The 23,054-nt window shown below is 58.2% G+C and carries 18 protein-coding genes and 1 pseudogene; 7 read left to right on the top strand and 12 right to left on the bottom strand.

The features are described from left to right. Positions 1 to 15 precede the first annotated feature (15 nt). From yiaA to xylA, 4 genes are all read right to left on the bottom strand, one after another. Positions 16 to 462 (bottom strand): inner membrane protein YiaA, encoded by a 447-nt coding sequence (gene yiaA, locus AC3EMD_RS00905; protein WP_008806879.1) that lies wholly within the window; start codon positions 460 to 462, stop codon positions 16 to 18. 31 nt (positions 463 to 493) lie between these two features. Then, positions 494 to 865, bottom strand: coding sequence for an inner membrane protein YiaB (yiaB, locus tag AC3EMD_RS00900; protein ID WP_008806878.1), 372 nt, complete (start codon positions 863 to 865; stop codon positions 494 to 496). Positions 866 to 1,033: 168 nt separating this feature from the next. Continuing rightward, positions 1,034 to 2,488, bottom strand: a complete 1,455-nt coding sequence (gene xylB, locus AC3EMD_RS00895) for a xylulokinase (protein WP_110190697.1) — start codon at positions 2,486 to 2,488, stop codon at positions 1,034 to 1,036. A gap of 92 nt (positions 2,489 to 2,580) precedes the next feature. Then, positions 2,581 to 3,903: a xylose isomerase gene (xylA, locus tag AC3EMD_RS00890; RefSeq protein ID WP_087498423.1), complete on the bottom strand. Its 1,323-nt coding sequence runs from the start codon at positions 3,901 to 3,903 to the stop codon at positions 2,581 to 2,583. A 505-nt stretch (positions 3,904 to 4,408) separates the two neighbouring features. Here xylA and xylF point away from each other — a divergent pair. From xylF to xylR, 4 genes are all read left to right on the top strand, one after another. Beyond that, positions 4,409 to 5,404 carry a D-xylose ABC transporter substrate-binding protein gene (gene xylF, locus AC3EMD_RS00885; RefSeq protein WP_004210164.1) on the top strand — a complete coding sequence of 332 codons (996 nt, stop codon included), beginning with the start codon at positions 4,409 to 4,411 and terminating at the stop codon, positions 5,402 to 5,404. A 64-nt stretch (positions 5,405 to 5,468) separates the two neighbouring features. After that, positions 5,469 to 7,010 carry a xylose ABC transporter ATP-binding protein gene (locus tag AC3EMD_RS00880; protein ID WP_012540329.1) on the top strand — a complete coding sequence of 514 codons (1,542 nt, stop codon included), beginning with the start codon at positions 5,469 to 5,471 and terminating at the stop codon, positions 7,008 to 7,010. After that, the gene (xylH, locus tag AC3EMD_RS00875) at positions 6,988 to 8,169 is read left to right on the top strand and encodes a xylose ABC transporter permease XylH (protein ID WP_008806873.1); all 1,182 of its coding nucleotides are present in this window, start codon (positions 6,988 to 6,990) and stop codon (positions 8,167 to 8,169) included. Before AC3EMD_RS00880 ends, xylH begins: the two co-directional genes overlap by 23 nt. A gap of 234 nt (positions 8,170 to 8,403) precedes the next feature. Beyond that, on the top strand, positions 8,404 to 9,582 hold the full coding sequence (gene xylR / locus AC3EMD_RS00870) for a D-xylose utilization transcriptional activator XylR (RefSeq protein ID WP_008806872.1): 1,179 nt from the start codon (positions 8,404 to 8,406) through the stop codon (positions 9,580 to 9,582). A 38-nt stretch (positions 9,583 to 9,620) separates the two neighbouring features. Here xylR and AC3EMD_RS00865 read toward each other — a convergent pair whose 3' ends face one another. After that, complete coding sequence (locus AC3EMD_RS00865; protein ID WP_008806871.1) at positions 9,621 to 10,439, bottom strand: protein bax; 819 nt, start codon at positions 10,437 to 10,439, stop codon at positions 9,621 to 9,623. A 314-nt stretch (positions 10,440 to 10,753) separates the two neighbouring features. On the opposite strand from AC3EMD_RS00865, the gene AC3EMD_RS00860 reads away from it, so the two are divergent. Together AC3EMD_RS00860 and avtA are read left to right on the top strand one after the other, a co-directional pair. Next, positions 10,754 to 12,787, top strand: a complete 2,034-nt coding sequence (locus AC3EMD_RS00860; protein ID WP_008806870.1) for an alpha-amylase — start codon at positions 10,754 to 10,756, stop codon at positions 12,785 to 12,787. 168 nt (positions 12,788 to 12,955) lie between these two features. Further along, a complete protein-coding gene (gene avtA, locus AC3EMD_RS00855) occupies positions 12,956 to 14,212 on the top strand; it encodes a valine--pyruvate transaminase (protein WP_008806869.1) in 1,257 nt (418 codons plus the stop codon). 42 nt (positions 14,213 to 14,254) lie between these two features. On the opposite strand, the gene AC3EMD_RS00850 is transcribed toward avtA, so the two are convergent. From AC3EMD_RS00850 to AC3EMD_RS00820, 7 genes and pseudogenes are all read right to left on the bottom strand, one after another. Beyond that, positions 14,255 to 14,740 carry a 4Fe-4S dicluster domain-containing protein gene (locus tag AC3EMD_RS00850; RefSeq protein WP_302073887.1) on the bottom strand — a complete coding sequence of 162 codons (486 nt, stop codon included), beginning with the start codon at positions 14,738 to 14,740 and terminating at the stop codon, positions 14,255 to 14,257. A 109-nt stretch (positions 14,741 to 14,849) separates the two neighbouring features. After that, a pseudogene (locus tag AC3EMD_RS00845) lies at positions 14,850 to 14,942 on the bottom strand (IclR family transcriptional regulator); the annotation flags it as partial. 42 nt (positions 14,943 to 14,984) lie between these two features. Continuing rightward, entirely contained in the window at positions 14,985 to 16,826 is a 1,842-nt protein-coding gene (gene selB, locus AC3EMD_RS00840) for a selenocysteine-specific translation elongation factor (RefSeq protein WP_302073886.1), read from the bottom strand. Beyond that, positions 16,823 to 18,211 (bottom strand): L-seryl-tRNA(Sec) selenium transferase, encoded by a 1,389-nt coding sequence (selA, locus tag AC3EMD_RS00835; protein ID WP_302073885.1) that lies wholly within the window; start codon positions 18,209 to 18,211, stop codon positions 16,823 to 16,825. The genes selB and selA overlap by 4 nt, the downstream gene beginning before the upstream one ends. 104 nt (positions 18,212 to 18,315) lie before the next feature. Continuing rightward, on the bottom strand, positions 18,316 to 18,924 hold the full coding sequence (locus AC3EMD_RS00830) for a glutathione S-transferase (protein ID WP_004145238.1): 609 nt from the start codon (positions 18,922 to 18,924) through the stop codon (positions 18,316 to 18,318). Positions 18,925 to 19,030: 106 nt separating this feature from the next. Next, positions 19,031 to 20,167 (bottom strand): HlyD family secretion protein, encoded by a 1,137-nt coding sequence (locus AC3EMD_RS00825; RefSeq protein ID WP_302073884.1) that lies wholly within the window; start codon positions 20,165 to 20,167, stop codon positions 19,031 to 19,033. A gap of 3 nt (positions 20,168 to 20,170) precedes the next feature. After that, entirely contained in the window at positions 20,171 to 20,539 is a 369-nt protein-coding gene (locus AC3EMD_RS00820) for a DUF3302 domain-containing protein (protein WP_004152044.1), read from the bottom strand. A 538-nt stretch (positions 20,540 to 21,077) separates the two neighbouring features. Here AC3EMD_RS00820 and mtlA point away from each other — a divergent pair. Further along, positions 21,078 to 22,985: a PTS mannitol transporter subunit IICBA gene (mtlA, locus tag AC3EMD_RS00815; protein WP_004173919.1), complete on the top strand. Its 1,908-nt coding sequence runs from the start codon at positions 21,078 to 21,080 to the stop codon at positions 22,983 to 22,985. Positions 22,986 to 23,054: the final 69 nt, after the last annotated feature.

The following is a 23,054-nucleotide window of genomic DNA, read 5'->3' as shown; positions in this document are numbered from 1 at the left end:
CCGGAGGGGCCCGACTTACGACTCAGGCCCCTCTTCCGTCACGCTGAGAGGTTCCCGTAAGCGCGTCGGGTCCCAGGCATCACGCACGTTTTTCTGCACCGCAACAGCGCCAAACAGGCTCAAAAAGTACGCCAGCCCATAGAACCCTTTCTCGCTGAGCAGCAGAGTGGCATTCCACAGTCCGATAACCAGCAAGCCAACAGCGATAACGAAGACCACCAGACAGGTGGTGTAGTACAGCGCGGTGGTCGGAATGGCTTCATACTTATCGCGCACCGTCTTTTGATAAGATGCCGCGGCAAACAGCCCCAGTACCAGGACAGCAAAATAATAGCCTTTCTCATTCAACTGCATATCGGCATTCCACAGCCCCACCAGATAGGTGACGATGCCGCCGATCAGGGCAATCCAGGAGATCAAATGAAACGCCGGAGAATACGTCGCGTGCTTGTTTTCCATCACTTTTTACCTTTTACGCGCCTCGGGGCGGCGCTTATTCCGTTTTTTGCATCGCCCGGGCGACGCGGGTCCGTTCGGGGGTTGCCGATGCGCCATATAAGCAGACAAACCACGCCGCGATATAGACGGCTTTTTCATGCCAGTCTGCCGGCACATACCAGGCGCCAACCAGCAGCAGGCCGACCGATAGCAGCAGCACCAGCCGACATAAGGCAATAAAGCCGTCGTCCTGTTCCTGCCACTGGCTGGCGCGCTGATGGGCGAGGACGGCAAACATCCCCATCACCAGTACGCCGAGAAAATAACCTTTACCGCTAAACAACGGGCAGGTTCGCCAGATACCGAGCAGATAAACCAGCGATCCTGCTGCCATCATCACCCTGGCAATGTTGCGTTTTGTGTTCATCTCACCTCCCTGGTCGACAGGGGCTGATTATGACCGACTCCCCCGGCGATGCCGCAGGTTACGCACCGGAAAGCGGAGATTTCGGAATAAACAAATACGCTTTTTTGGATGGATGTAGCTGGGACATTCAGGGAGGGAATCCGCCCGGCGCTGCCGGACGGACTGAGGCTAAGACATCAGCGGTTTCAGCTGCTGATAAATCTGGCGGAAGGTTTCCCGCTGTGGCGCATAGTGGGCCACACGGCGATCGTCCGGGCGATGCGCTTGTTCAAGCGGCAGCGGCTTCAGCAGCCCGGCGCGGTCTGCCTCGTCGTGCACCGCCAGCTGCGCCAGCCTGGCCGCCCCCAGCGCCGGGCCGACGTCGCCCCCGGTACGGTAATCGAGCTGCTGGCCGCTGATATCCGCCAGCATTTGTCGCCAGTAAGCGCTGCGCGCCCCGCCGCCGATAAGCGTGATGCTCTGCGGCTTGATGCCGCAGGCGTGTACCACGTCCATGCCATCCGCCAGCGCATAGCCCACGCCCTCCAGCACCGCTCGCGCCAGCTCTGCCGGCCCATGCTGATGCGTCAGGCCAAAAAAGACGCCCTTGGCCTGCGGGTTGTTGTGCGGCGTGCGTTCGCCCGACAGATAGGGAAGGAACCACACCGGACCGGCGCTTTCATCCGCCGTCTGCGCCGCCGCGATCAGCGCCGGCACGCTGGCCAGGCCGGTTAATTTCGCCGCCCAGTCCAGGCAGGAGGCCGCGCTGAGCATCACCGACATCAGATGCCAGCGGCCCGGCAGCGCATGGCAGAAGCTGTGCACCGCGCTTTCGGGTTTGCTGAGGAACCCTTCGCTGACGGCGAAGTAGACGCCTGAGGTGCCCAGCGACAGCATTGCCTGGCCGGCGTCGGCCATTCCGACCCCGACCGCGCCTGCGGCGTTGTCGCCGCCGCCGCCCACCACCAGCGCCTGCGGCATATTCCACGCCTGCGCCACCTCAGATCGCAGTTGCCCGGTGACGTCGCTGCCTTCAAACAGCGCCGGCATCGCATCCCGACTGAGATCGCAGGCGGCGAGCATCTCATCGCTCCAGTCACGCCGGGCGACGTCCAGCCACATCGTACCGGCGGCGTCAGACATGTCGCTGGCAAGCTCGCCGGTCATGCGCAGGCGCAGATAGTCCTTCGGCAGCAGCACTTTATCGACCTGGTTGAACACCGCCGCCTCGTGGCGCTGCACCCAGAGTAACTTCGGCGCCGTAAAGCCCGGCATCATCAGGTTGCCGGTGATCTGCCGGGAAGCGCTGACTTTTTCCTCCAGCAGCTGGCACTCTTCGGCGCAGCGGCCGTCATTCCATAAAATGGCCGGACGCAGCACCTGTAACGATTTATCCAGCAACGTGGCGCCGTGCATCTGCCCGGCGATGCCCAGCGCCTTCACGTCGCGCAGGCTATGCTGCGCGCCCAGGGCTTTCATCGCCGTGTCTGTCGCCAGCCACCACTGTTCGGGATCTTGTTCCGACCACAGCGGATGAGGACGCGAGACGGTGAGTTTTTCGGTATGCGATGCCACTACCTCACCCTGCTCATTCAGCAGAATGGCTTTGACGCCCGATGTTCCCAGATCGATGCCGATATACATACTACCTCTCCTTAAACGCGCGCCACGGCTAAGCGTGGCGCGAACAGAGCATCCTGGTTGCGACGCCGGTCATGCCGGGCGCCGCCGCATGATTACTTATCAAACAGATAATGGTTGACCAGGTTTTCCAGTTGTTCCTGCTGGCCGCTGCGATGCTGCGGCGCCAGCTGATGCTGAGTGGCATACTGGGCAATGTCGCTGAGGGTCATCTGCCCGTTAAGGATCTGCTGCCCCAGCTCACCGTTCCAGCCGGCGTAGCGTCTGGCCACGCGTTTATCCAGCTCACCGTCCTCAATCATCCGCGCCGCAACTTTCAGCGACAGCGCCATGGTATCCATCGCGCCAATATGACCATAGAACAGGTCGTATTTGTCGGTGCTCTGCCGGCGCACTTTCGCATCAAAGTTGAGGCCGCCGGTGGTGAAGCCGCCCGCTTTAAGAATTTCATACATCACCAGCGCATTCTCTTCGACGCTGTTCGGGAACTGGTCGGTATCCCAGCCCAGCTGCGGATCGCCGCGGTTGGCGTCGACGGAGCCGAACAGCCCCAGCGCAATGGCCGTCGCGATTTCATGATGGAACGAATGGCCGGCGAGCGTGGCATGGTTAGCTTCAATATTCAGTTTAATCTCTTTTTCCAGACCAAACTGTTTGAGGAAGCCGTAAACGGTAGAGGCATCATAGTCATACTGATGCTTGGTCGGTTCCTGCGGTTTGGGCTCAATCAGCAGCGTGCCTTTAAAGCCAATTTTATGCTTATGCTCCACCACCAGTTGCATGAAGCGGCCAATCTGTTCACGCTCCTGACGCAGGTCGGTATTCAGCAGGGTTTCATAGCCCTCGCGACCGCCCCACAGCACATAGTTTTCGCCTCCCAGCTGATGAGTGGCATTCATCGCGGTGACCACCTGGGTGGCCGCCCAGCTAAACACTTCCGGATCCGGGTTGGTGGCCGCGCCGGCGCCGTAGCGCGGGTTGGTAAAGCAGTTTGCGGTCCCCCACAGAAGCTTCACGCCGCTCTGCTGCTGTTTCTCTGCCAGTACCTCGACCATGCGGGCGAAGTTATTGCTGTACTCCTGCAGCGAGGCGCCTTCCGGCGAGACATCGACATCGTGGAAGCAGTAGTAAGGCACGTTGAGTTTGTGGAAGAATTCAAACGCCACATCGGCTTTACGTTTGGCCATCTCCAGGGCGTCGCCAGGCTGCTGCCATGGACGGTCAAAGGAGCCCACGCCAAACATATCGGCGCCATTCCAGCAGAAGGTATGCCAGTAACAGGCCGCAAAACGCAGATGATCTTCCATCCGTTTGCCCAGCACCAGTTCATTCGGGTTGTAGTGACGGAAAGCCAGCGGGTTAGTGGATTTCGGGCCTTCGTAACGAACGCGATCGAGTTGATCGAAATAGGTCTGCATAGAGAACTCCATATTCAGAGATGCGGCGAATAACCAATCAGATACCCTAAATAATTCGAGTTGCAGGAAGGCGGCAAGAGCGTGAACCCTCAGGCGCTGGCGCCAGCAAAGGTCGGAGCAACGAATGTCACCAACCCACCTACAACTTGAAGTATGACGGGTTTAAGTCAATATAGAATTTCACTTTCCTTCTCCTCAATTACGTTATTTCACACCGCCATTGAGAGAATCCACAAACGTGCGCCAGCTCGCAAAAAATAATATACTTCCGCCTTCTCCGTGCCTTGTCGGACAAGTCCAGTGCAATAATAAGAGTGTGCATGAATAAAATACGATCGCCGTCATAATTTGCACATTAAACGAAATTTCATAACGGCAAAATAAGAACCGGTAATTGCCAGCCCTGCTTTCCGCGTTAAGAATCTGTAACGTATCCGCAACCTCATGTATCAAACATTATTTTTCCGTTCGTCTTACCTACCCTTACAAAAAAGGTATCATTATTATGAAGATAAAGAACCTTTGCCTTACACTTTGCGCCAGCTCCCTCCTGCTCGCCAGCATGGCGGGGATGGCGAAAGAAGTGAAGATTGGCATGGCCATCGACGATCTGCGTCTGGAGCGCTGGCAGAAAGACCGTGATATTTTCGTCAATAAAGCGGAATCCTTAGGCGCCAAAGTTTTTGTCCAGTCCGCCAACGGCAATGAAGAAACGCAGATGTCGCAAATTGAAAATATGATCAACCGCGGCGTCGATGTGTTAGTCATTATTCCTTATAACGGTCAGGTACTCAGCAACGTGATTAAAGAAGCCAAGCAGGAAGGTATTAAAGTCCTGGCCTATGACCGTATGATTAATAATGCTGATATTGATTTCTATATTTCTTTCGACAATGAAAAAGTCGGTGAAATGCAGGCGCAAAGTCTGGTCGACAAAGTGCCGCAGGGTAATTATTTCCTGATGGGCGGCTCGCCGGTGGATAATAACGCCAAACTGTTCCGCGCCGGGCAGATGAAGGTCCTCAAACCGTATGTGGATGAAGGCAAAATTAAGATTGTCGGCGATCAGTGGGTTGACGGCTGGCTGCCGGAGAACGCGCTGAAAATAATGGAAAACGCGCTGACGGCGAATAATAACAAGATCGATGCCGTGGTCGCCTCCAATGACGCCACCGCCGGCGGCGCCATCCAGGCCTTAACCGCCCAGGGGCTGGCCGGTAAAGTGGCGATCTCCGGTCAGGATGCTGACCTGGCGGGTGTGAAGCGCATTATTTCCGGTACTCAGACGATGACCGTCTATAAACCGATTACCACCCTGGCCACCAACGCCGCTGAAATCGCCGTTGAGCTGGGTAACGATAAGCAGCCGAAGGCCGATACCACGCTTAATAACGGCTTAAAAGACGTCCCTTCGCGCCTGTTAACGCCCATTGAGGTAAATAAAGAGAATATCGACGCCACGGTGATTAAAGACGGTTTTCATAAAAAGAGTGAACTGTAATGGCTGACGCCCCGCTCCGGGGCGTCATTTTCATCCCGCCGGATATCACTTTTGCGGAGTCTTTATGGCCTGGCTACTCGAAATGAAGAACATCACCAAAACCTTCGGCGCCGTTAAAGCCGTGGATAACGTCAGCCTGCGTCTTAACGCGGGTGAGGTGGTCTCGTTATGCGGTGAAAATGGGTCGGGGAAATCGACGCTGATGAAGGTGTTGTGCGGTATCTATCCGCACGGAAGCTATGAGGGCGAGATTATTTTTGCCGGCGAAACGCTGCAGGCAAACCATATTCGCGATACCGAACGCAAAGGCATCGCCATTATTCACCAGGAGCTGGCGCTGGTGAAACATCTCACCGTGCTGGAGAATATTTTCCTCGGCGCCGAGATCTCCCGCCACGGTCTGCTGGATTATGAAACCATGACGCTGCGCTGTCAGAAGCTGCTGGCGCAGGTCAATCTGCCCATATCGCCCGACACCCGCGTCGGCGACCTCGGCCTTGGTCAGCAGCAGCTGGTGGAGATCGCCAAGGCGCTGAATAAACAGGTTCGTCTGCTGATCCTCGACGAACCGACCGCTTCCTTAACCGAACAAGAGACCGCGACGCTGCTGACGATCATTCGCGATCTGCAAAACCACGGTATCGCCTGCATTTATATTTCTCACAAGCTCAATGAGGTCAAAGCGATCTCCGACACGATCTGCGTGATCCGCGATGGCCAGCACATCGGCACCCGCGACGCCAGCGGCATGAGCGAAGACGATATCATCACCATGATGGTCGGCCGCGAGCTCACCGCGCTCTATCCCAGCGAGCCGCACGCCCACGGCGAGGAGATCCTGCGGGTCGAACATTTAACCGCCTGGCACCCGGTAAACCGCCATATTAAACGCGTCAATGACGTCTCGTTTTCCCTGCGTCGCGGGGAAATCCTCGGCATCGCCGGGTTGGTCGGCGCCGGACGTACCGAGGCGGTACAGTGCCTGTTCGGCGTCTGGCCGGGGCGCTGGCAAGGGGAGATCTTTATTGATGGCCAGCCGGTGAGCATTTCTAACTGCCAGCAGGCCATTGCCCACGGCATCGCCATGGTGCCGGAAGACCGCAAAAAAGACGGCATCGTGCCGGTGATGGCGGTGGGCAAAAACATTACCCTGGCGGCGCTCAACCAGTTCACCGGCGCGATGAGCAGCCTGGACGACGCCGCCGAGCAGCACTGCATTCAGCAGTCCATTCAGCGTTTGAAAATTAAAACCTCTTCGCCGGAACTGGCGATTGGCCGCCTGAGCGGCGGCAACCAGCAAAAGGCGATTCTCGCGCGCTGTCTGCTGCTCAATCCGCGCATTCTGATCCTCGACGAACCCACCCGTGGCATCGATATCGGGGCGAAGTATGAAATTTATAAACTGATTAACCAGCTGGTGCAGCAGGGCATCGCGGTCATTGTCATTTCATCAGAACTGCCCGAGGTGCTCGGTCTCAGCGATCGGGTGCTGGTCATGCACGAAGGTAGACTAAAAGCCAATTTGGTTAATCAACATCTGACCCAGGAACAGGTGATGGAAGCCGCGCTGAGGAGCGAACGCCATGTCGAAGAACACGTCGTCTGAAATCAAACTCACCCCAACCGCCCCCGCCGCCTTGCCGGCGCTGAAGGGGCTGAATCTCCAGGTCTTTGTGATGATCGCCGCCATCGTCGTCATTATGCTGTTTTTCACCTGGGTTACCGATGGCGCCTACCTGAGCGCACGCAATATCTCCAACCTGCTGCGCCAGACGGCCATCACCGGCATCCTCGCCGTTGGCATGGTGTTTGTGATTATTTCGGCAGAAATCGACCTGTCCGTCGGCTCGATGATGGGGCTGCTGGGCGGCGCCGCGGCAATCTTTGACGTCTGGCTCGGCTGGCCGCTGCCGCTCACCATCCTGGTGACCCTGGTGATGGGCCTGCTGCTCGGGGCGTGGAACGGATGGTGGGTGGCCTATCGCAAGGTTCCCTCGTTTATCGTCACCCTCGCCGGGATGCTGGCGTTTCGCGGCATTCTGATCGGCATCACCAACGGGACCACCGTCTCGCCCACCAGCCCGGCGATGGCGCAGATCGGCCAAAGCTATCTGCCAGACGGTATTGGGTTTGGCATCGGCGTGGTCGGCATGGCGGCGTTTATCGTCTGGCAGTGGCGCGGGCGGATGCGCCGTCAGGCGTTAGGTCTGGCGACCTCGTCCTCCACCGCCGCCGTTGGCCGTCAGGCCATTACCGCGGTGATTGTGCTGGGCGCAATCTGGCTGCTCAATGACTATCGTGGCGTGCCGACCCCGGTGCTGATCCTCGCTGCCCTGCTGCTGGCAGGTCTGTTTATGGCCACCCGCACCGCCTTTGGTCGTCGCATCTATGCCATCGGCGGCAACCTGGAGGCGGCCCGCCTCTCAGGGATCAACGTCGAGCGAACCAAGCTGGCGGTGTTTGCCATTAACGGCCTGATGGTCGCCATTGCCGGGCTGATCCTCAGCTCGCGCCTCGGCGCCGGGTCGCCCTCGGCGGGCAATATCGCCGAACTGGACGCCATCGCCGCCTGCGTCATCGGCGGCACCAGCCTGGCGGGCGGCATCGGCAGCGTCGCCGGAGCGGTAATGGGGGCGTTTATTATGTCAGCCCTGGATAACGGCATGAGCATGATGGACGTCGCCACCTTCTGGCAATATATCGTTAAAGGCGCCATTTTGCTGCTGGCGGTGTGGATGGACTCCGCCACCAAGCGGCGCGCGTGAGGAGAGACTCTCTGAAGAATGTCTGAATTCTTTGCGCTACCGCCAAACTTCGCCACAAGGCGCTTGAAATATCTCGGGCATTAGCCGGTAGTGTATACCCAACATCATTCGGGTTGCAGACGACGCCCCCGGGCCGCGTACCGGCGTACGTGGCCCGGGTGAGTGAGGAAGCCAGGCCATTGGCAACATCAAGAATGAAGGGGTATGACCGGGGTTAGAGCAGGAACATTATCTATGTTTGAAAAGCGTCACCGTATTACGCTGTTATTCAATGCCAACAAAGCTTATGACCGCCAGGTGGTTGAGGGCGTCGGCGAGTATCTGCAAGCCTCCCAGCTGGAGTGGGATATCTTTATTGAAGAGGATTTTCGGGCACGAATCGAAAACATCAAAGAGTGGCTGGGCGATGGCGTTATCGCCGACTATGACGATCCCGAAATCGAAAAGTTGCTGGCCGATGTCCACGTGCCCATCGTCGGCGTCGGCGGATCTTATCATCAGCCAGAGCAGTACCCGCCGGTCCACTATATTGCCACGGACAACGCCGCGCTGGTGGAAAGCGCCTTTCTCCATTTGAAGGAAAAAGGGGTGCACCGCTTCGCGTTTTACGGACTCCCCACCTCCAGCGGTAAACGCTGGGCGGTAGAGCGCGAGTATGCCTTCTGCCAGCTGGTCGCGAAGGAGAAGTATCGCGGCGTGGTCTACCAGGGGTTGGAGACGGCGCCGGAAAACTGGCAGCACGCGCAAAACCGGCTCGCCGACTGGCTGCAAACCCTGCCGCCGCAAACCGGCATCATCGCCGTCACCGACGCCCGCGCCCGCCACGTCCTGCAGGCCTGCGAGCTGCTGCATATCCCGGTGCCAGAGAAACTGTGCGTTATTGGCATCGATAACGAGGAGCTGACCCGCTATCTCTCTCGCGTCGCCCTCTCCTCCGTCGCCCAGGGCACCCGCCAGATGGGTTATCAGGCGGCAAAATTACTCCACCGGCTGCTGAATAACGAGGTGCTCCCGCTGCAGCGCCAGCTGATCCCGCCGATGCGCGTCGTTGAGCGACGCTCCACCGACTACCGGTCATTGAACGATCCCTCCGTGATTCAGGCGATGCATTACATTCGCAACAACGCCTGCAAAGGCATCAAGGTGGAACAGGTGCTCGACGCCGTGGGCATCTCTCGCTCCAATCTGGAGAAACGCTTCAAAGAGGAAGTCGGGGAGACCATCCACACGGTGATCCACAGCGAGAAACTGGAAAAGGCGCGCAGCCTGCTGGTGTCCACCAGCCTGTCGATCAATGAGATTTCACAAATGTGCGGCTACCCATCGCTGCAATATTTCTATTCGGTGTTTAAGAAGGAGTACGACGTGACGCCGAAGGAGTACCGTGACCGGCACAGCGAGGTGATGCTGTAGGGCAAAAAAATGCCCGGCGACAAGGCCGGGCATCCGGATTACAGATGGGCGGCGATGAGCCGCTGATTGTCCTGATACATCGCGAAGAGATAGTTGTTGTAGCTCGACCCTTTGGTCGAATAACCCTTCAGCTTATGAATCATGGTACTGGCCGTCACTTCCTGATCCGCCTTGCGCAGCTGCAGGCGCGATTTGCGGAATGAAGAATAAGCCGGGTGGGTGTTCAGGTTGGTGACATAAGCCTGCACCGACTGCTCCACTGATTCGAACTGCGAGTAGCCTTTCATCGCCCCGCGGCAGCGACCGGCGCCGCACTTCATGCCAAACAGGTTGTTGTTCTCACGCGCCAGCTTGGAGGTACCCCAGCCACTTTCCGCCGCCGCCATGGTTGCTACCATGCTGTTCGGAATAATGTCGACACGCTCAAGCAGCGCGTTCCAGGGCACATGACGCGTATTGCCTGACCACTTCACCTTATAACGGGCAGCGATATCTTTCAGGCGCGCCTTCTCAGTCGGCGACCAGCGAGCATCGTACTGCTTGGAAACAAGCCAGTTACGATCCGCAGTAATCGCCTGATTCTGCTTGGTAATATAAGGCATGACCGTCCGGAGAAACGCTTTTTTCCTTGGTGTTCCGGAAGGGTATTTTCGCAAGTCAGGAAGTGAACTGCTCTTTACACTATTGCGAGAATACTCTTGTTTACTGCTTACCTTAGTACTACTGATCTTCTTAACCGTTGGGGCTTTATGACTCTTTGTTGCTGTGTGCGTTGTTGCCAACACACTACCTGAAAATACACAGGTTAGTAACATAAGTATGGCGGCCCCATATCGTCGTATGGGATTCGATATCATCAGGTCTCCTGGTCGGATATATGCATTCCAACACCTTGTTTTTCACAAAAAAACGATAGCTGAATCGCTAATAGTATCAAAAATACGCAATGAGAGCATCAACAGAAATAGTCCAATTCCGAATTGGTGTCATCTGAAATCGGTTTCTGCGCCGCATCGCCAGTGCGAAAATGCTAGCTTCGTCTCATTTTTAGCCTATTTTTTGAGCGGTGTCACTCACCCCTTTTCATCCTCCTGGTAAAACGCCGGCCAGGAGGAGTTCACCCGTGCGGCAACAAGGCACACTAGATAAAAACCGCTCACAGGATCCCGCAATGAAACTCGCTGCGCTTGCCACGTTATTCGTGCCTGGGATGGCCTTTGCCGCCTGGACTACCACCGACTTCCCTGCCTTTACCGAAGAAGGGACGGGCCGATTCATCAGCCAGAAAGTGGTTGAGAAGGGTACACGTCCTCTGCAGCTAAACTTTGACCAGCAGTGCTGGCAGCCTTCCGGCGGCATTAAGCTCAACCAGATGCTGTCCATGGAGCCCTGCCGTGGCACCCCGCCGCAATGGCGCATCTTCCGCCAGGGGTTGTATACCCTGGAGGTGGATACCCGCTCCGGCACACCGACAATGATGATTTCGCTGGAGGAAAAAGAGGCCAGCGCCGCGGCGCCGCAGATCCGTCAGTGTCCGAAGTGGGATGGAAAACCGCTGACCATCGACGTCAGCAAAACCTTCGCCGAGGGCAGCAAGGTCCGCGATTTCTACAGCGGCAATGTCGCGACCGTCAGCGGCGGCAAAATCACCCTGCAGCCCGCCTTCGGCAGCAATGGCCTGCTGCTGCTCGAGCGTGCCGAGACCGCCGCCCCGGCGCCGTTTGACTGGCACAACGCCACTGTCTACTTCGTCCTGACCGATCGCTTTGTAAACGGTAACCCGGCCAACGACAACAGCTATGGCCGTCATAAAGACGGCATGCAGGAGATCGGCACCTTCCACGGCGGCGACCTGCAGGGATTAACCAGCAAGCTGGATTATCTGCAGCAGATGGGGGTTAACGCCCTGTGGATCAGCTCCCCGCTTGAGCAGATCCACGGCTGGGTCGGCGGCGGCACGAAGGGCGATTTTCCTCACTACGCCTACCACGGCTATTACACCCAGGACTGGTCGAAACTGGATGCCAACATGGGGACCGAAGCGGATCTCCGCCGGCTGGTGGATGAAGCGCATAAGCGCGGCATACGCATCCTGTTTGACGTGGTGATGAACCATACCGGTTACGCTACCCTGGCCGACATGCAGGAGTTCCAGTTCGGCGCCCTGTATCTGCAAGGCGATGAGCTGAAAAAAACCCTTGGCGAGCGCTGGACGGACTGGAAACCGGGCGCGGGTCAGACCTGGCACAGCTTTAACGACTATATCAACTTCAGCGACAAAGCCGGCTGGGAGAAATGGTGGGGCAAGAAGTGGATCCGCACCGATATCGGCGATTATGACAACCCAGGCTATGACGATCTCACCATGTCGCTGGCCTTCCTGCCGGACCTGAAAACCGAATCGAAGGAAGCCTCAGGCCTGCCGAACTTCTATAGCCATAAACCGGACACCGCGGCGAAGGCGATCCCGGGCTATACGCCGCGCGACTACCTGACGCACTGGCTGAGCCAGTGGGTGCGCGACTACGGCATCGATGGCTTCCGCGTCGATACCGCCAAACATGTGGAGATGGACGCCTGGCAGCAGTTAAAAACCCAGGCCACCGCCGCGCTGGCGGAGTGGAAGAAAGCCAATCCGGATAAAGCGCTGGATGCGGCGCCGTTCTGGATGACCGGCGAAGCCTGGGGACATGGAGTGATGCAGAGCGATTATTATCGCCACGGTTTTGATGCGATGATCAATTTCGACTATCAGGATCAGGCGGCGAAAGCGGCGACCTGTATGGCTAATATTGACCTCACCTGGCAGCAAATGGCGGACAAGCTGCAGAGCTTTAACGTCCTGAGTTACCTCTCCTCGCACGATACGCGCCTGTTCCGCGAAGGCGGCACCACTGCGGCGGAGCTGTTGCTGCTGGCCCCTGGCGCCGTGCAGATTTTCTATGGTGACGAATCATCACGTCCGTTCGGCCCCACCGGCTCGGACCCGCTACAGGGCACCCGTTCGCAGATGAACTGGCAGGATGTTAACGGCAAGGCGGCCCGCAGCGTCACTCACTGGCAGAAGATCGGTCAGTTCCGCGCTCGCCATCCGGCAATCGGCATGGGCAAACAGACAACGCTGTCGATGCCGCGTGGTTACGGGTTCGTGCGTGAGAGCGGTGAAGACAAAGTGATGGTCATCTGGGCCGGACAACAGCAGTAATCCACAGGTGGCTCTCCGCCCTGGCGGGGAGCCATTCAGAACAAAACGCTAACAAAATAGCAATTTACAGGATAAAGATAAAAAGCCGTCTCCTCCCGCCGATTTGCACCACGCTAGCGCTGGCGTTATGGTTAGCCACTTTCCAGAACCACCGATAGACTATTCGCGATGACATTTTCCCTTTTCGGCGACAAATTCACCCGTCATTCAGGCATCACCCGCTTGATGGAAGACCTTAATGACGGTCTGCGCACGCCGGGCGCTATTATGCTGGGCGGCGGCAACCCCGCTCAGATCCCGGAAATGAATGACTACTTCCAGCAGCTGCTGTCCGACATGCTGGATAATGGCAAAGCCCTTGATGCGCTTTGTAATTATGATGGGCCGCAGGGCAAAAGCGAGCTGCTGAGCCTGCTGGCGAACATGCTGCGCGACGAGCTGGGCTGGGAGATCGAACCACAGAATATTGCGCTAACAAACGGCAGTCAGAGCGCATTTTTCTACTTATTTAATCTGTTTGCAGGCCGTCGGGCAGATGGCACCACGCGTAAGGTACTGTTCCCACTGACGCCGGAATATATTGGTTACGCCGATGCCGGTCTGGAAGAGGATCTGTTCGTTGCCACCCGGCCGAACATCGAACTGCTGCCGGAAGGCCAGTTCAAATACCACGTTGATTTTGAACATCTGCAGGTGACGGAAGAGACCGGGATGATCTGCGTCTCGCGCCCCACCAACCCGACCGGCAACGTCATCACTGATGAAGAGCTGATCAAACTGGATGCGCTGGCGAATCAGCACGGGGTCCCGCTGGTGATTGATAACGCCTACGGCGTGCCGTTCCCGGGCATTATCTTTAGCGACGCCCGACCGCTGTGGAATCCAAACATCGTGCTGTGTATGAGCCTGTCCAAACTGGGCCTGCCGGGCAGCCGCTGCGGGATTATCATCGCCAACGAGAAAATCATCACCGCCATCAGCAACATGAACGGCATTATCAGCCTCGCCCCTGGTGGCATTGGGCCGGCAATGATGTGCGAAATGATTAAACGACAGGATCTACTGCGCCTGTCAGAGACGGTGATCAAGCCCTTCTATTACCAGCGGGTGCAGGAAACCATCGCCATTATTCGCCGTTATTTGCCGGAGGAGCGCTGCCTGATCCACAAACCGGAAGGAGCCATTTTCCTCTGGCTATGGTTTAAGGACCTGCCGGTCTCCACCGAGCTGCTGTATCAGCGGCTGAAAAAGCGCGGCGTGCTGATGGTGCCGGGGGATTACTTCTTCCCGGGTCTGGATAAGCCGTGGCCGCACACTCACCAGTGTATGCGCATGAACTATGTGCCAGACCCGCAAAAAATTGAGGCCGGGGTGAAAATTCTCGCCGAAGAGATTGAATTCGCCTGGCGCGAACAGGAAGCATAGCCGCTGACGCCACGGGCGGGTAACGCCCGTCAGCGCCCCCACTCACGCCAGCGCCAGCCGCTGGCGTTTTTGCGCACATAGCGCCTCCAGATCCGCGGGAACCATCACCCGCAGCGCCTGCGTCGGGCAGGCGGCCACGCAGGCTGGTCCTTCAGCGCGGTGATGGCATAGATCGCATTTCAGCGCCTGCGCCTGCTCCTTCACTACCGTAACGGTCATCGCGCCGTACGGGCAGGCCACCATGCAACTTTTGCAGCCGATGCAGCGCCGCTGATCGACCCACCAGACGTCATTGTCGCGCTGAATCGCCCCTTGCGGGCAAACGCTGGCGCAGGGCGCATCCTCGCATTGCCGGCACGCCGTCGCCATCGATATGTCACCGCTTTTCACCACCCGGATACGCGGCGCAAAATGGTTCGTCGACAGGGCGGCGACATCCTGCGCCTGCTGGTGCGCCACCGCACAAGCCACTTCACAGGTACGACAGCCAATACACCGCTGGGCATTGGCAATAAGAAACTGGTTCATCCTCTGCTCCCTGGGGATAAAACCGCAGGGTGCCAGAATAGTCCCTGCCCGCGCTTTGATCCTGAATGGAATCAGCGCTGTTTTTTGTCAGATGGCCTGCAGGATGTGGTCATTTGCCTGACGCTTCACGCACCGTGAAACCCAGCTCACGCGAAATTGCTTCGGCGGTCTCACGCAGCGGTTTTAACAAGTTCTTTTCGCCAGCTCCCCTGCACGAAGTCCGCCGGGGAGCTGGCGTGAATGATTACAGAAACAACGCCTTATCGCGCAGGATATGATCGTTACCGCGACGGCGGGTGAAGCCAATCCGATCAAAATACTCCAGGATCTGAATCGCCAGCTTCCGCCCGACGTTTAAGGTGTCGCGGAAATCCGCGGCGCAGGTTGATCCGCGCAGCTGATCCAGCTCGCGCACCCGTTGGGCGAACTGCACAATGCGATCGTTGCGGTAGTAACGATCCTTGACGATCGCGGTAATCATCCCCTGCTGCGCCGCCTGGCGCAGCACCGCGCGCATCAGGGACTCTTCAACATGGACTTCGCGCGCGAGATCGCGCACCCACCAGGGGGCATCGCCGAACAGGGTTTCCACCTTCTGCCAGACCGCCTGCTGCTCGTCGGTAAACCCGGCTTTATGCTCCGGCAAATGCAGCCAGCCGTGATGGCTGTGGACTAAGCCACTCTCACGCATCTGCTCAATCAGCAGCAGCACCAGCGCTTCATCTTCCATCGGCAGCGCGATGCGGCGCAGGCGCTCCCGGCCAGGGCCCGGCTCGTCGCGATGCTGCTCATGGTAGCGCGCCAGGGCATCCAACAATTTTCGCTGCCAGCGGGCGGCAAGCGGCGCACTGAGCAGGCGCTGTCCGGCCTGCAGATAGTCCGGTCGCTGGATCAGGGCCGCCATTCCGGCTTCGCTGAGCTGCCGCGCCCAGGCGAAGCGCTCAAGCCGGACGGCATCCCGCTGCAGATGCAGCTCAAGCGCCTGCGCATCGTCAGCGCCAACTGCCGCCAGGGCGTGCAGCCACTGCAGATATTCCGGTTTACGTTTGCCGCGGCGCGGGGGATCCAGCGTCACCACCCGTGCGCCGGCCAGCGTCAAGCGAGCAGAGATATCGCGGAGCACCAGCCGGTCGTTATCCGCCAGCCACAGCGGGGTATCCAGCACCAGCTCCGCCAGGTTGCCCTCGAGGAGCGACACCCGACCGGTAATGTGGCTGGCAGCATGGTGAATATGCAGCGGTTGCCACTGGCTGAGCGGCGTATGGCACTGCAGCTCGACAATCACCCGTTCCGCAGGCTCCGGCGGCGGTGAGGACAACAGCCAGTCGCCGCGGTGCACTGCCTCTTTCTGTGCATCGCCGACAATATTCAGCGCGATGCGCTGCCCGGCGTGCGCCTGCTCAACCGCTTGATTCTGGGCATGCAGGCCGCGGACGCGCATCGGCGTGTTGACGCCGGTAAGCCACAGGGTATCCCCGACCCGTACTTCGCCGGAGAGCGCCGTCCCGGTGACCACCAGCCCCGCGCCTTTGACGGTAAAAGCGCGGTCCAGCGCCAGGCGAAACCGCTGCTGCTGCGGGTGGGGGCGCTCCGCAAGCTGCAGCAGATGGCTGCGCAGTTCGGCAATACCGATGTTTTCCGCCGCCGCGGTGGGAAAGAAAGCGACGGCGTCAAAGCCCAGCTCGCGCAGAGTCTGCTCGACCTCCGCCCGGACCTCCTCCACCCTGGCGGCCGCCACGCGGTCCGTTTTGGTGAGCGCCACGGTCAGCGTCGGCTTTCCGGTCAACTGCAGGATCGCCAGGTGTTCGCGGGTTTGCGCCATCACCCCGTCATCGCAGGCCACCACCAGCAGCGCATGGTCAATACCCCCCACCCCCGCCAGCATGTTGGACAAAAACTTTTCGTGCCCGGGAACGTCAATAAATCCCAGCACCCGCCCGTCCGGCTGCGGCCAGTAGGCATAGCCGAGATCGATCGTCATTCCCCGCGCTTTCTCTTCCGGCAGACGATCGGCATTTACGCCGGTTATCGCCTGCAGCAGCGTCGTTTTGCCGTGGTCAACATGTCCAGCGGTGGCAATAATCATCGTAACAACATCTCCATAAACCGGGTTTCATCTTCCAGACAGCGCAGGTCCAGCCAGAGCCGACCATCATCAATGCGGCCAATCACCGGACACGGCAGCGCGCGCCAGCGGGCAGCCAGCGCCTCCAGCCGGCTGCCGCGGCCGTCATGCGGGGTAAAGGTCAACGCCGCGCTGGGCAGGCGGTCAACGGGTAACGAACCGCTGCCAATCTGCGACTGGCAGGCTGCCACGCTGACGGCAAAGTCAGCATAGTGTGCCGCCAGGTCAGGCAGCAGGCGTTCAGCCAGCCGGCGGATCTCTTCCGCCGGACGGGTGAGCAAGCGCAGCGTCGGTAATCTCTCCGTCAGCACCTCCGGGTGCTGATAGAGGCGCAGCGTGGCTTCCAGCGCCGCGAGGGTCATTTTATCCGCGCGCAGGGCCCGCTTCAGCGGATGGCTTTGCAGCCGGGCAATCAGCGCGCGTTTGCCGACGATAATTCCGGCCTGCGGGCCGCCGAGCAGCTTGTCGCCAGAGAAACTGACCAGGCTCACCCCGGCGGAGATCATCTCCTGCGGCATCGGCTCCTTCGGCAGGTCATACTGGCTGAGATCCACCAGCGACCCGCTGCCCAGGTCGGCCACCACCGGGATGTCCAGTTCGCGGCCAATGGCCGCCAGCTCCGCTTCGTCGACGGCTTTGGTAAAGCCTTCAATGCTGTAGTTGCTGGTGTGAACCTTCATCAGCAGCGCGGTATTGTCATTCACCGCCTGACGATAGTCTTTGGCATGGGTGCGGTTGGTGGTACCCACTTCGTGCAGCTGACAACCCGCCTGACGCATCACATCAGGAATGCGAAATGCGCCGCCGATCTCCACCAGTTCGCCGCGGGAAACCACCACTTCGCGGCCGCTGGCGGTGGCCGCCAGCATCAGCAGAACGGCCGCCGCGTTGTTGTTCACGATACAGGCATCTTCCGCGCCGGTGATCTGGCACAGCAGATCGGCAATGGCGCGATCGCGATGGCCGCGCCCGGCGTCGTCGAGATCATATTCGAGCGTCACCGGCGCGCGCATCGCGCTGGCAACCGCCTCCACGGCCGACTCCGCCTGGATGGCGCGCCCCAGATTGGTATGCAATACCGTACCGGTGAGATTAAACACCGGACGCAGGGCGCTCCGCTGGCCGGCGGTGAGCCGCTGCTCACAGGCGTGCAGCCAGTCATGGCTCCAGTCAGGGAGCGTCTGCCGTTGGCTAATCTGTTCCCGCGCCTCATCCAGCATCTGGCGCAGCTGCGCCACCACCTGCGAATGGCCGTGCTGCGCCAGCAGGGGAGAAAAAGCGGGGTCGCGTAGTAAGCGGTCAATGGCCGGAAGCCGGGTATAAAGCGCACGAATATCGGTAGTCATGAATGGGCCTGGCGGTAAGTTATTTCCCCCCTCCCGACGGGAGAGGGAGTCAACAATCAGCGGCGATTGTAACGCCTCCTTGCGCAAACTGTTACCTGCCTGGGTCAAGTCCGCGGCGGTTCGGTACGCGCAAAGCTGGCGCGCTGGAACAACGCATCCACCAGCTTCACCAGTTGCGGCCGGGTGGCGCACCAGCCGGGCGCGACCCGGCGAAAGTTCAGATAAGCAATGGCGCAGGCCGTTGAAATGGTCGCCAGATTAACCTCGTCGCCGCGCAGCGTTCCGTCTGCCGCGCAGGCTTCCAGCCGGTCGAGACCGCGAGCCACTTTCTCCCGCTGGCGGAGCAGCTCTTGCTCTGACTGTTGCGCGCCCGGGCGAGCCTTTTCACGCACCAGCGCCTGGGCGGCCTCCATCACTCCATCCGCCAGTGCTTCAAGCTGGCGCATCCTGAGAGCGGCTCTGGGGTCGGCGGGGATCATCGGCGGCGCCACGCCCAGTAGCTCCAGATACTGGGCGATGACCGGGGAGTCAAACCAGCACTCACCGTCGTCTGTCACCAGCGCCGGTACCTTGCCCAGCGGGTTATAGCGCGCCACACCGTTGCTTTCGCTGTAGGGGGATTCGTTGACAAACTCAAAAGGGATGCGCTTTTCCAGCAGGATCACGGAGATTTTGCGCACAAAGGGACTGGTGTAGCTGCCGATCAGTTTCATAGCCTGCTCCTTATCGCCAACAAATTATCGCCAACAAAGATATGAGTATGGCTCAGGGCGGGGCAAAAGGCAGGTGAGCGTCCCGCTCAACCTGCCGCCGATCGCATTAATGATCGAGATAGAGGTAGTGCATCCAGCTGGTCATCCGCAGCAACACTTTACGCATCACCGAGACGTGGGCGAAATGGTCGGAGTAGACCGCCACCTGCGCGTAGATACCATCAGGCAGCGCATCAATTTCGGCATTGGGGTCGAGCTCGATGGTCGCCAGCACGCCATCGCTGCCCGGCGTCACGGTCAGCGACTGTAACGCCCCTTGCGCCTGATAACTTCCTCCCGGCACCACCGGTAAAATACTCACCAGTTTGCCGTGGAACACCTGCCCGGGCAGAGCATTAAACACCGCTTCCGCATCGTCTCCTTTCTCCAGCCTTAACAGGGAATTTTGCCGAAACTGGGCGACGATCAGCCGTTTTTGCTCGGGGATAAACACCATCACCGGACGCAGCGGCAGCGAGGCGGCATAGGTCCCCGGGCGGATCAGCACCTGGGTGATATACCCATCGCTGGGCGCCCGCACAGTGGTCTGGTCGAGATTGTATTTCGCCTCCGCCAGCTGGGCGCGCAGGCTAACCACTTGCGACTGCTCGCCATTCATCATGCTGTCCAGCTGGCTCTGGATCTGCGCCTGCTCCGCTACCGACGCCTTGACCAGCGCGTCCTGGGCAAGGTAATTCTGCCTGGCGTTATCGATGTCACTTTCCGAGAACGGGTTCACCCGCGCCTGGCTCCCTTTCAGGTAGCGCTGATAGTCCTTGTATAAGCGATCGCGCTCCGCCGACACGCGGGTGGTGTTGGCCTGGGCTTCAGAGAGCTGCGCCTTGAGGGTGTTAATACTGTGCAGCGCCGTCACCAGGTCGGCCTGCAGACGGTCGACCCGCGCCTGATAGCGTGCCGGGTCAATGGTAAAAAGCACCTCACCCTTTTTGACGCGCTGATTCGCTTTGTCGGTGACGCTGTTAACCACTCCGGTAACCTGCGGCGTAATAGGAATAGATATCACCGCCTTTTGCGCCAGAAAGGTGTAAGGGTGGTTATAGTTCATTAATAAAATAAGCGCGCTAACAATAAATACGCCCCCCAGCGCCGCGGTAGGTACCGTCCATTTATTTACCGGTATTTTGAAGATTTTAAATATCGACCAGGCGATGGCCACGTAGGTCAAAATTATCAACAGATCCATAGATTATTTCTCCGCCGCAGAGGTGGACTGCGGCCGCTGGATGGCCGCCACCTGGTGTTCAAGGTCGCTCAGTCGTTGGCGAAGCTGTTGTATATCGGTCTCTTTTTCAGGTTCATCAGGGGCCGTATTCGCCTTATGCTGCATGCCCCAGCCGCGCTCAGGCTGGTACAACGTGGCCCAAATCCATAAAAACGGCCAGATGACGTGGAGAGTAAAAAGACTGACCCATCCGGCGACATGAATAGCATCGGAATGAGGGTGGTTGCGTTTTTTGGCGATCAAATATGGAATATCGTGAATAATGATAATCCCATAAAAAATGACCAGAAAAACGAAGATCAGAACGCCCAGCGCAAAATAATTGAGAAACATAATTCCCTCGGCTTTACGCTAATAATTTATATGAATTTTATTCACGACCCACTGACATTCGGGCCGCTATTTTGAGCATAATTCACGCCTTTCATTTTTGCCATCCGGCGTAAAAAAGTTATTCGGCAGTTAAGGTTGCTTAGTTACAGAGCCACCTCGCCCTGGCCGCAAAACCGGGCCGAGATCACAGCGGCAAAAATCCACCGTGAAATTCTTTGTGATCAAAATCACAAACAAACAACAAAACCACGAAACAAAATTGTGACAAATATCACACAAAAAGGCAGATCAGCGGCTAAAAAGGCGCTGTGTTGTTTTTTTACACAGGAATTATGTGATCAACATCACTACAAAAAGCGCTTTGCCCCCTATATTCATGTGATCCGTATCACACAAAAGGGCGCTGGCTGGACAGCTAAACGATTCAGTGCCAGATTTCGCACTATCAATCAGGGCCCGGCTACCTCTGCCGCCACATTAACAACAAACCTCGGGCTTTAAGCCTGCGCGATACGCAAAACAGAAGAAGGGGTGTTTTATGTCATCCGATATCAAGATCAAGGTGCAAAGCTTTGGTCGTTTCCTCAGCAATATGGTGATGCCGAATATCGGCGCGTTTATCGCGTGGGGTATCATCACCGCGCTTTTCATTCCGACAGGGTGGTTGCCAAACGAAACGCTGGCGAAGCTGGTCGGTCCGATGATCACCTACCTGCTGCCGCTGCTGATCGGTTACACCGGCGGTAAATTAGTCGGCGGCGAACGTGGTGGCGTGGTCGGGGCGATCACCACCATGGGCGTTATCGTCGGCGCGGATATGCCGATGTTCCTCGGCTCAATGATTGCCGGCCCGCTGGGCGGCTACTGCATCAAGAAGTTCGATAACTGGGTAGACGGTAAGATCAAATCCGGTTTTGAAATGCTAGTGAATAACTTCTCCGCTGGCATCATCGGGATGATCCTCGCCATTCTGGCCTTCCTCGGCATTGGCCCGGCGGTTGAAGTTCTGTCGAAAATTCTGGCGGCTGGCGTTAACTTTATGGTGGCGCACGACATGCTGCCGCTGGCGTCTATCTTCGTGGAACCGGCAAAAATCCTGTTCCTCAATAACGCCATTAACCACGGTATCTTCTCGCCGCTGGGTATTCAGCAGTCCCACGAGCTGGGTAAATCTATCTTCTTCCTGATTGAAGCTAACCCGGGTCCGGGGATGGGCGTTCTGCTGGCGTACATGTTCTTTGGTCGCGGCAGCGCAAAACAGTCAGCAGGCGGGGCGGCTATCATCCACTTCCTGGGGGGTATCCATGAAATCTACTTCCCGTACGTGCTGATGAACCCACGTCTGATCCTGGCCGTTATCCTCGGCGGGATGACCGGTGTCTTCACCCTGACCATCCTCAATGGCGGTCTGGTCTCTCCGGCTTCCCCTGGCTCTATCCTGGCGGTGCTGGCGATGACGCCGAAAGGCGCCTACTTCGCTAACATCGCCGCGATTATCGCAGCGATGGCGGTCTCCTTCGTGGTCTCTGCGGTTCTGCTGAAGACCAGCAAGGTAAAAGAAGAAGACGATATCGAAGCCGCAACGCGTCGTATGCATGACATGAAAGCGGAATCCAAAGGCGCCAGCCCGCTGGCGGCCGGTAATGTCACCAACGACCTGAGCCATGTGCGTAAAATCATCGTCGCCTGCGACGCCGGGATGGGTTCCAGCGCCATGGGCGCCGGGGTACTGCGCAAGAAAGTGCAGGATGCCGGACTGAGTAACATCTCGGTTACCAACAGCGCGATCAATAACCTGCCGCCGGATGTTGACCTGGTCATCACTCACCGTGACCTGACCGAGCGGGCGATGCGCCAGGTACCACAGGCGCAGCATATTTCGCTGACCAACTTCCTCGACAGCGGTCTGTACACCAGCCTGACTGAGCGTCTGGTCGCGGCCCAGCGCCACATCGAGAATGAAGTGAAAGTTACCGATAGCCTGAAAGACAGCTTTGATGATGGCGACAAAAACCTGTTCCAGTTGGGTGCGGATAACATATTCCTCGGGCGCAAAGCAGCCACCAAAGAAGAAGCCATTCGCTTCGCCGGCGAGCAGCTGGTGAAAGGCGGCTACGTCGAGCCGGAATATGTGCAGGCGATGCTGGACCGCGAAAAACTGACCTCGACCTATCTCGGCGAGTCCATCGCGGTACCGCACGGCACCATCGAAGCGAAAGACCGTGTGCTGAAAACCGGCGTCGTCTTCTGCCAGTACCCGGAAGGCGTGCGCTTTGGGGAAGATGAAGACGATGTCGCCCGTCTGGTCATCGGCATCGCGGCCCGCAACAACGAGCATATTCAGGTTATCACCAGCCTGACTAACGCCCTGGATGACGAAACCGTGATTGAGCGCCTGGCGAAAACCACCAGCGTCGACGAAGTTCTGGCACTGTTGAATAAATAACCAAAACGGTCCATTCCCTCTCCCTTTGGGAGAGGGTTTGGGTGAGGGGAAAAGCCTCACCCCAGCCCT

The organism is Klebsiella sp. PK18 (assembly GCF_057784655.1).
This window is presented reverse-complemented; position numbering and strand designations above follow the sequence as displayed.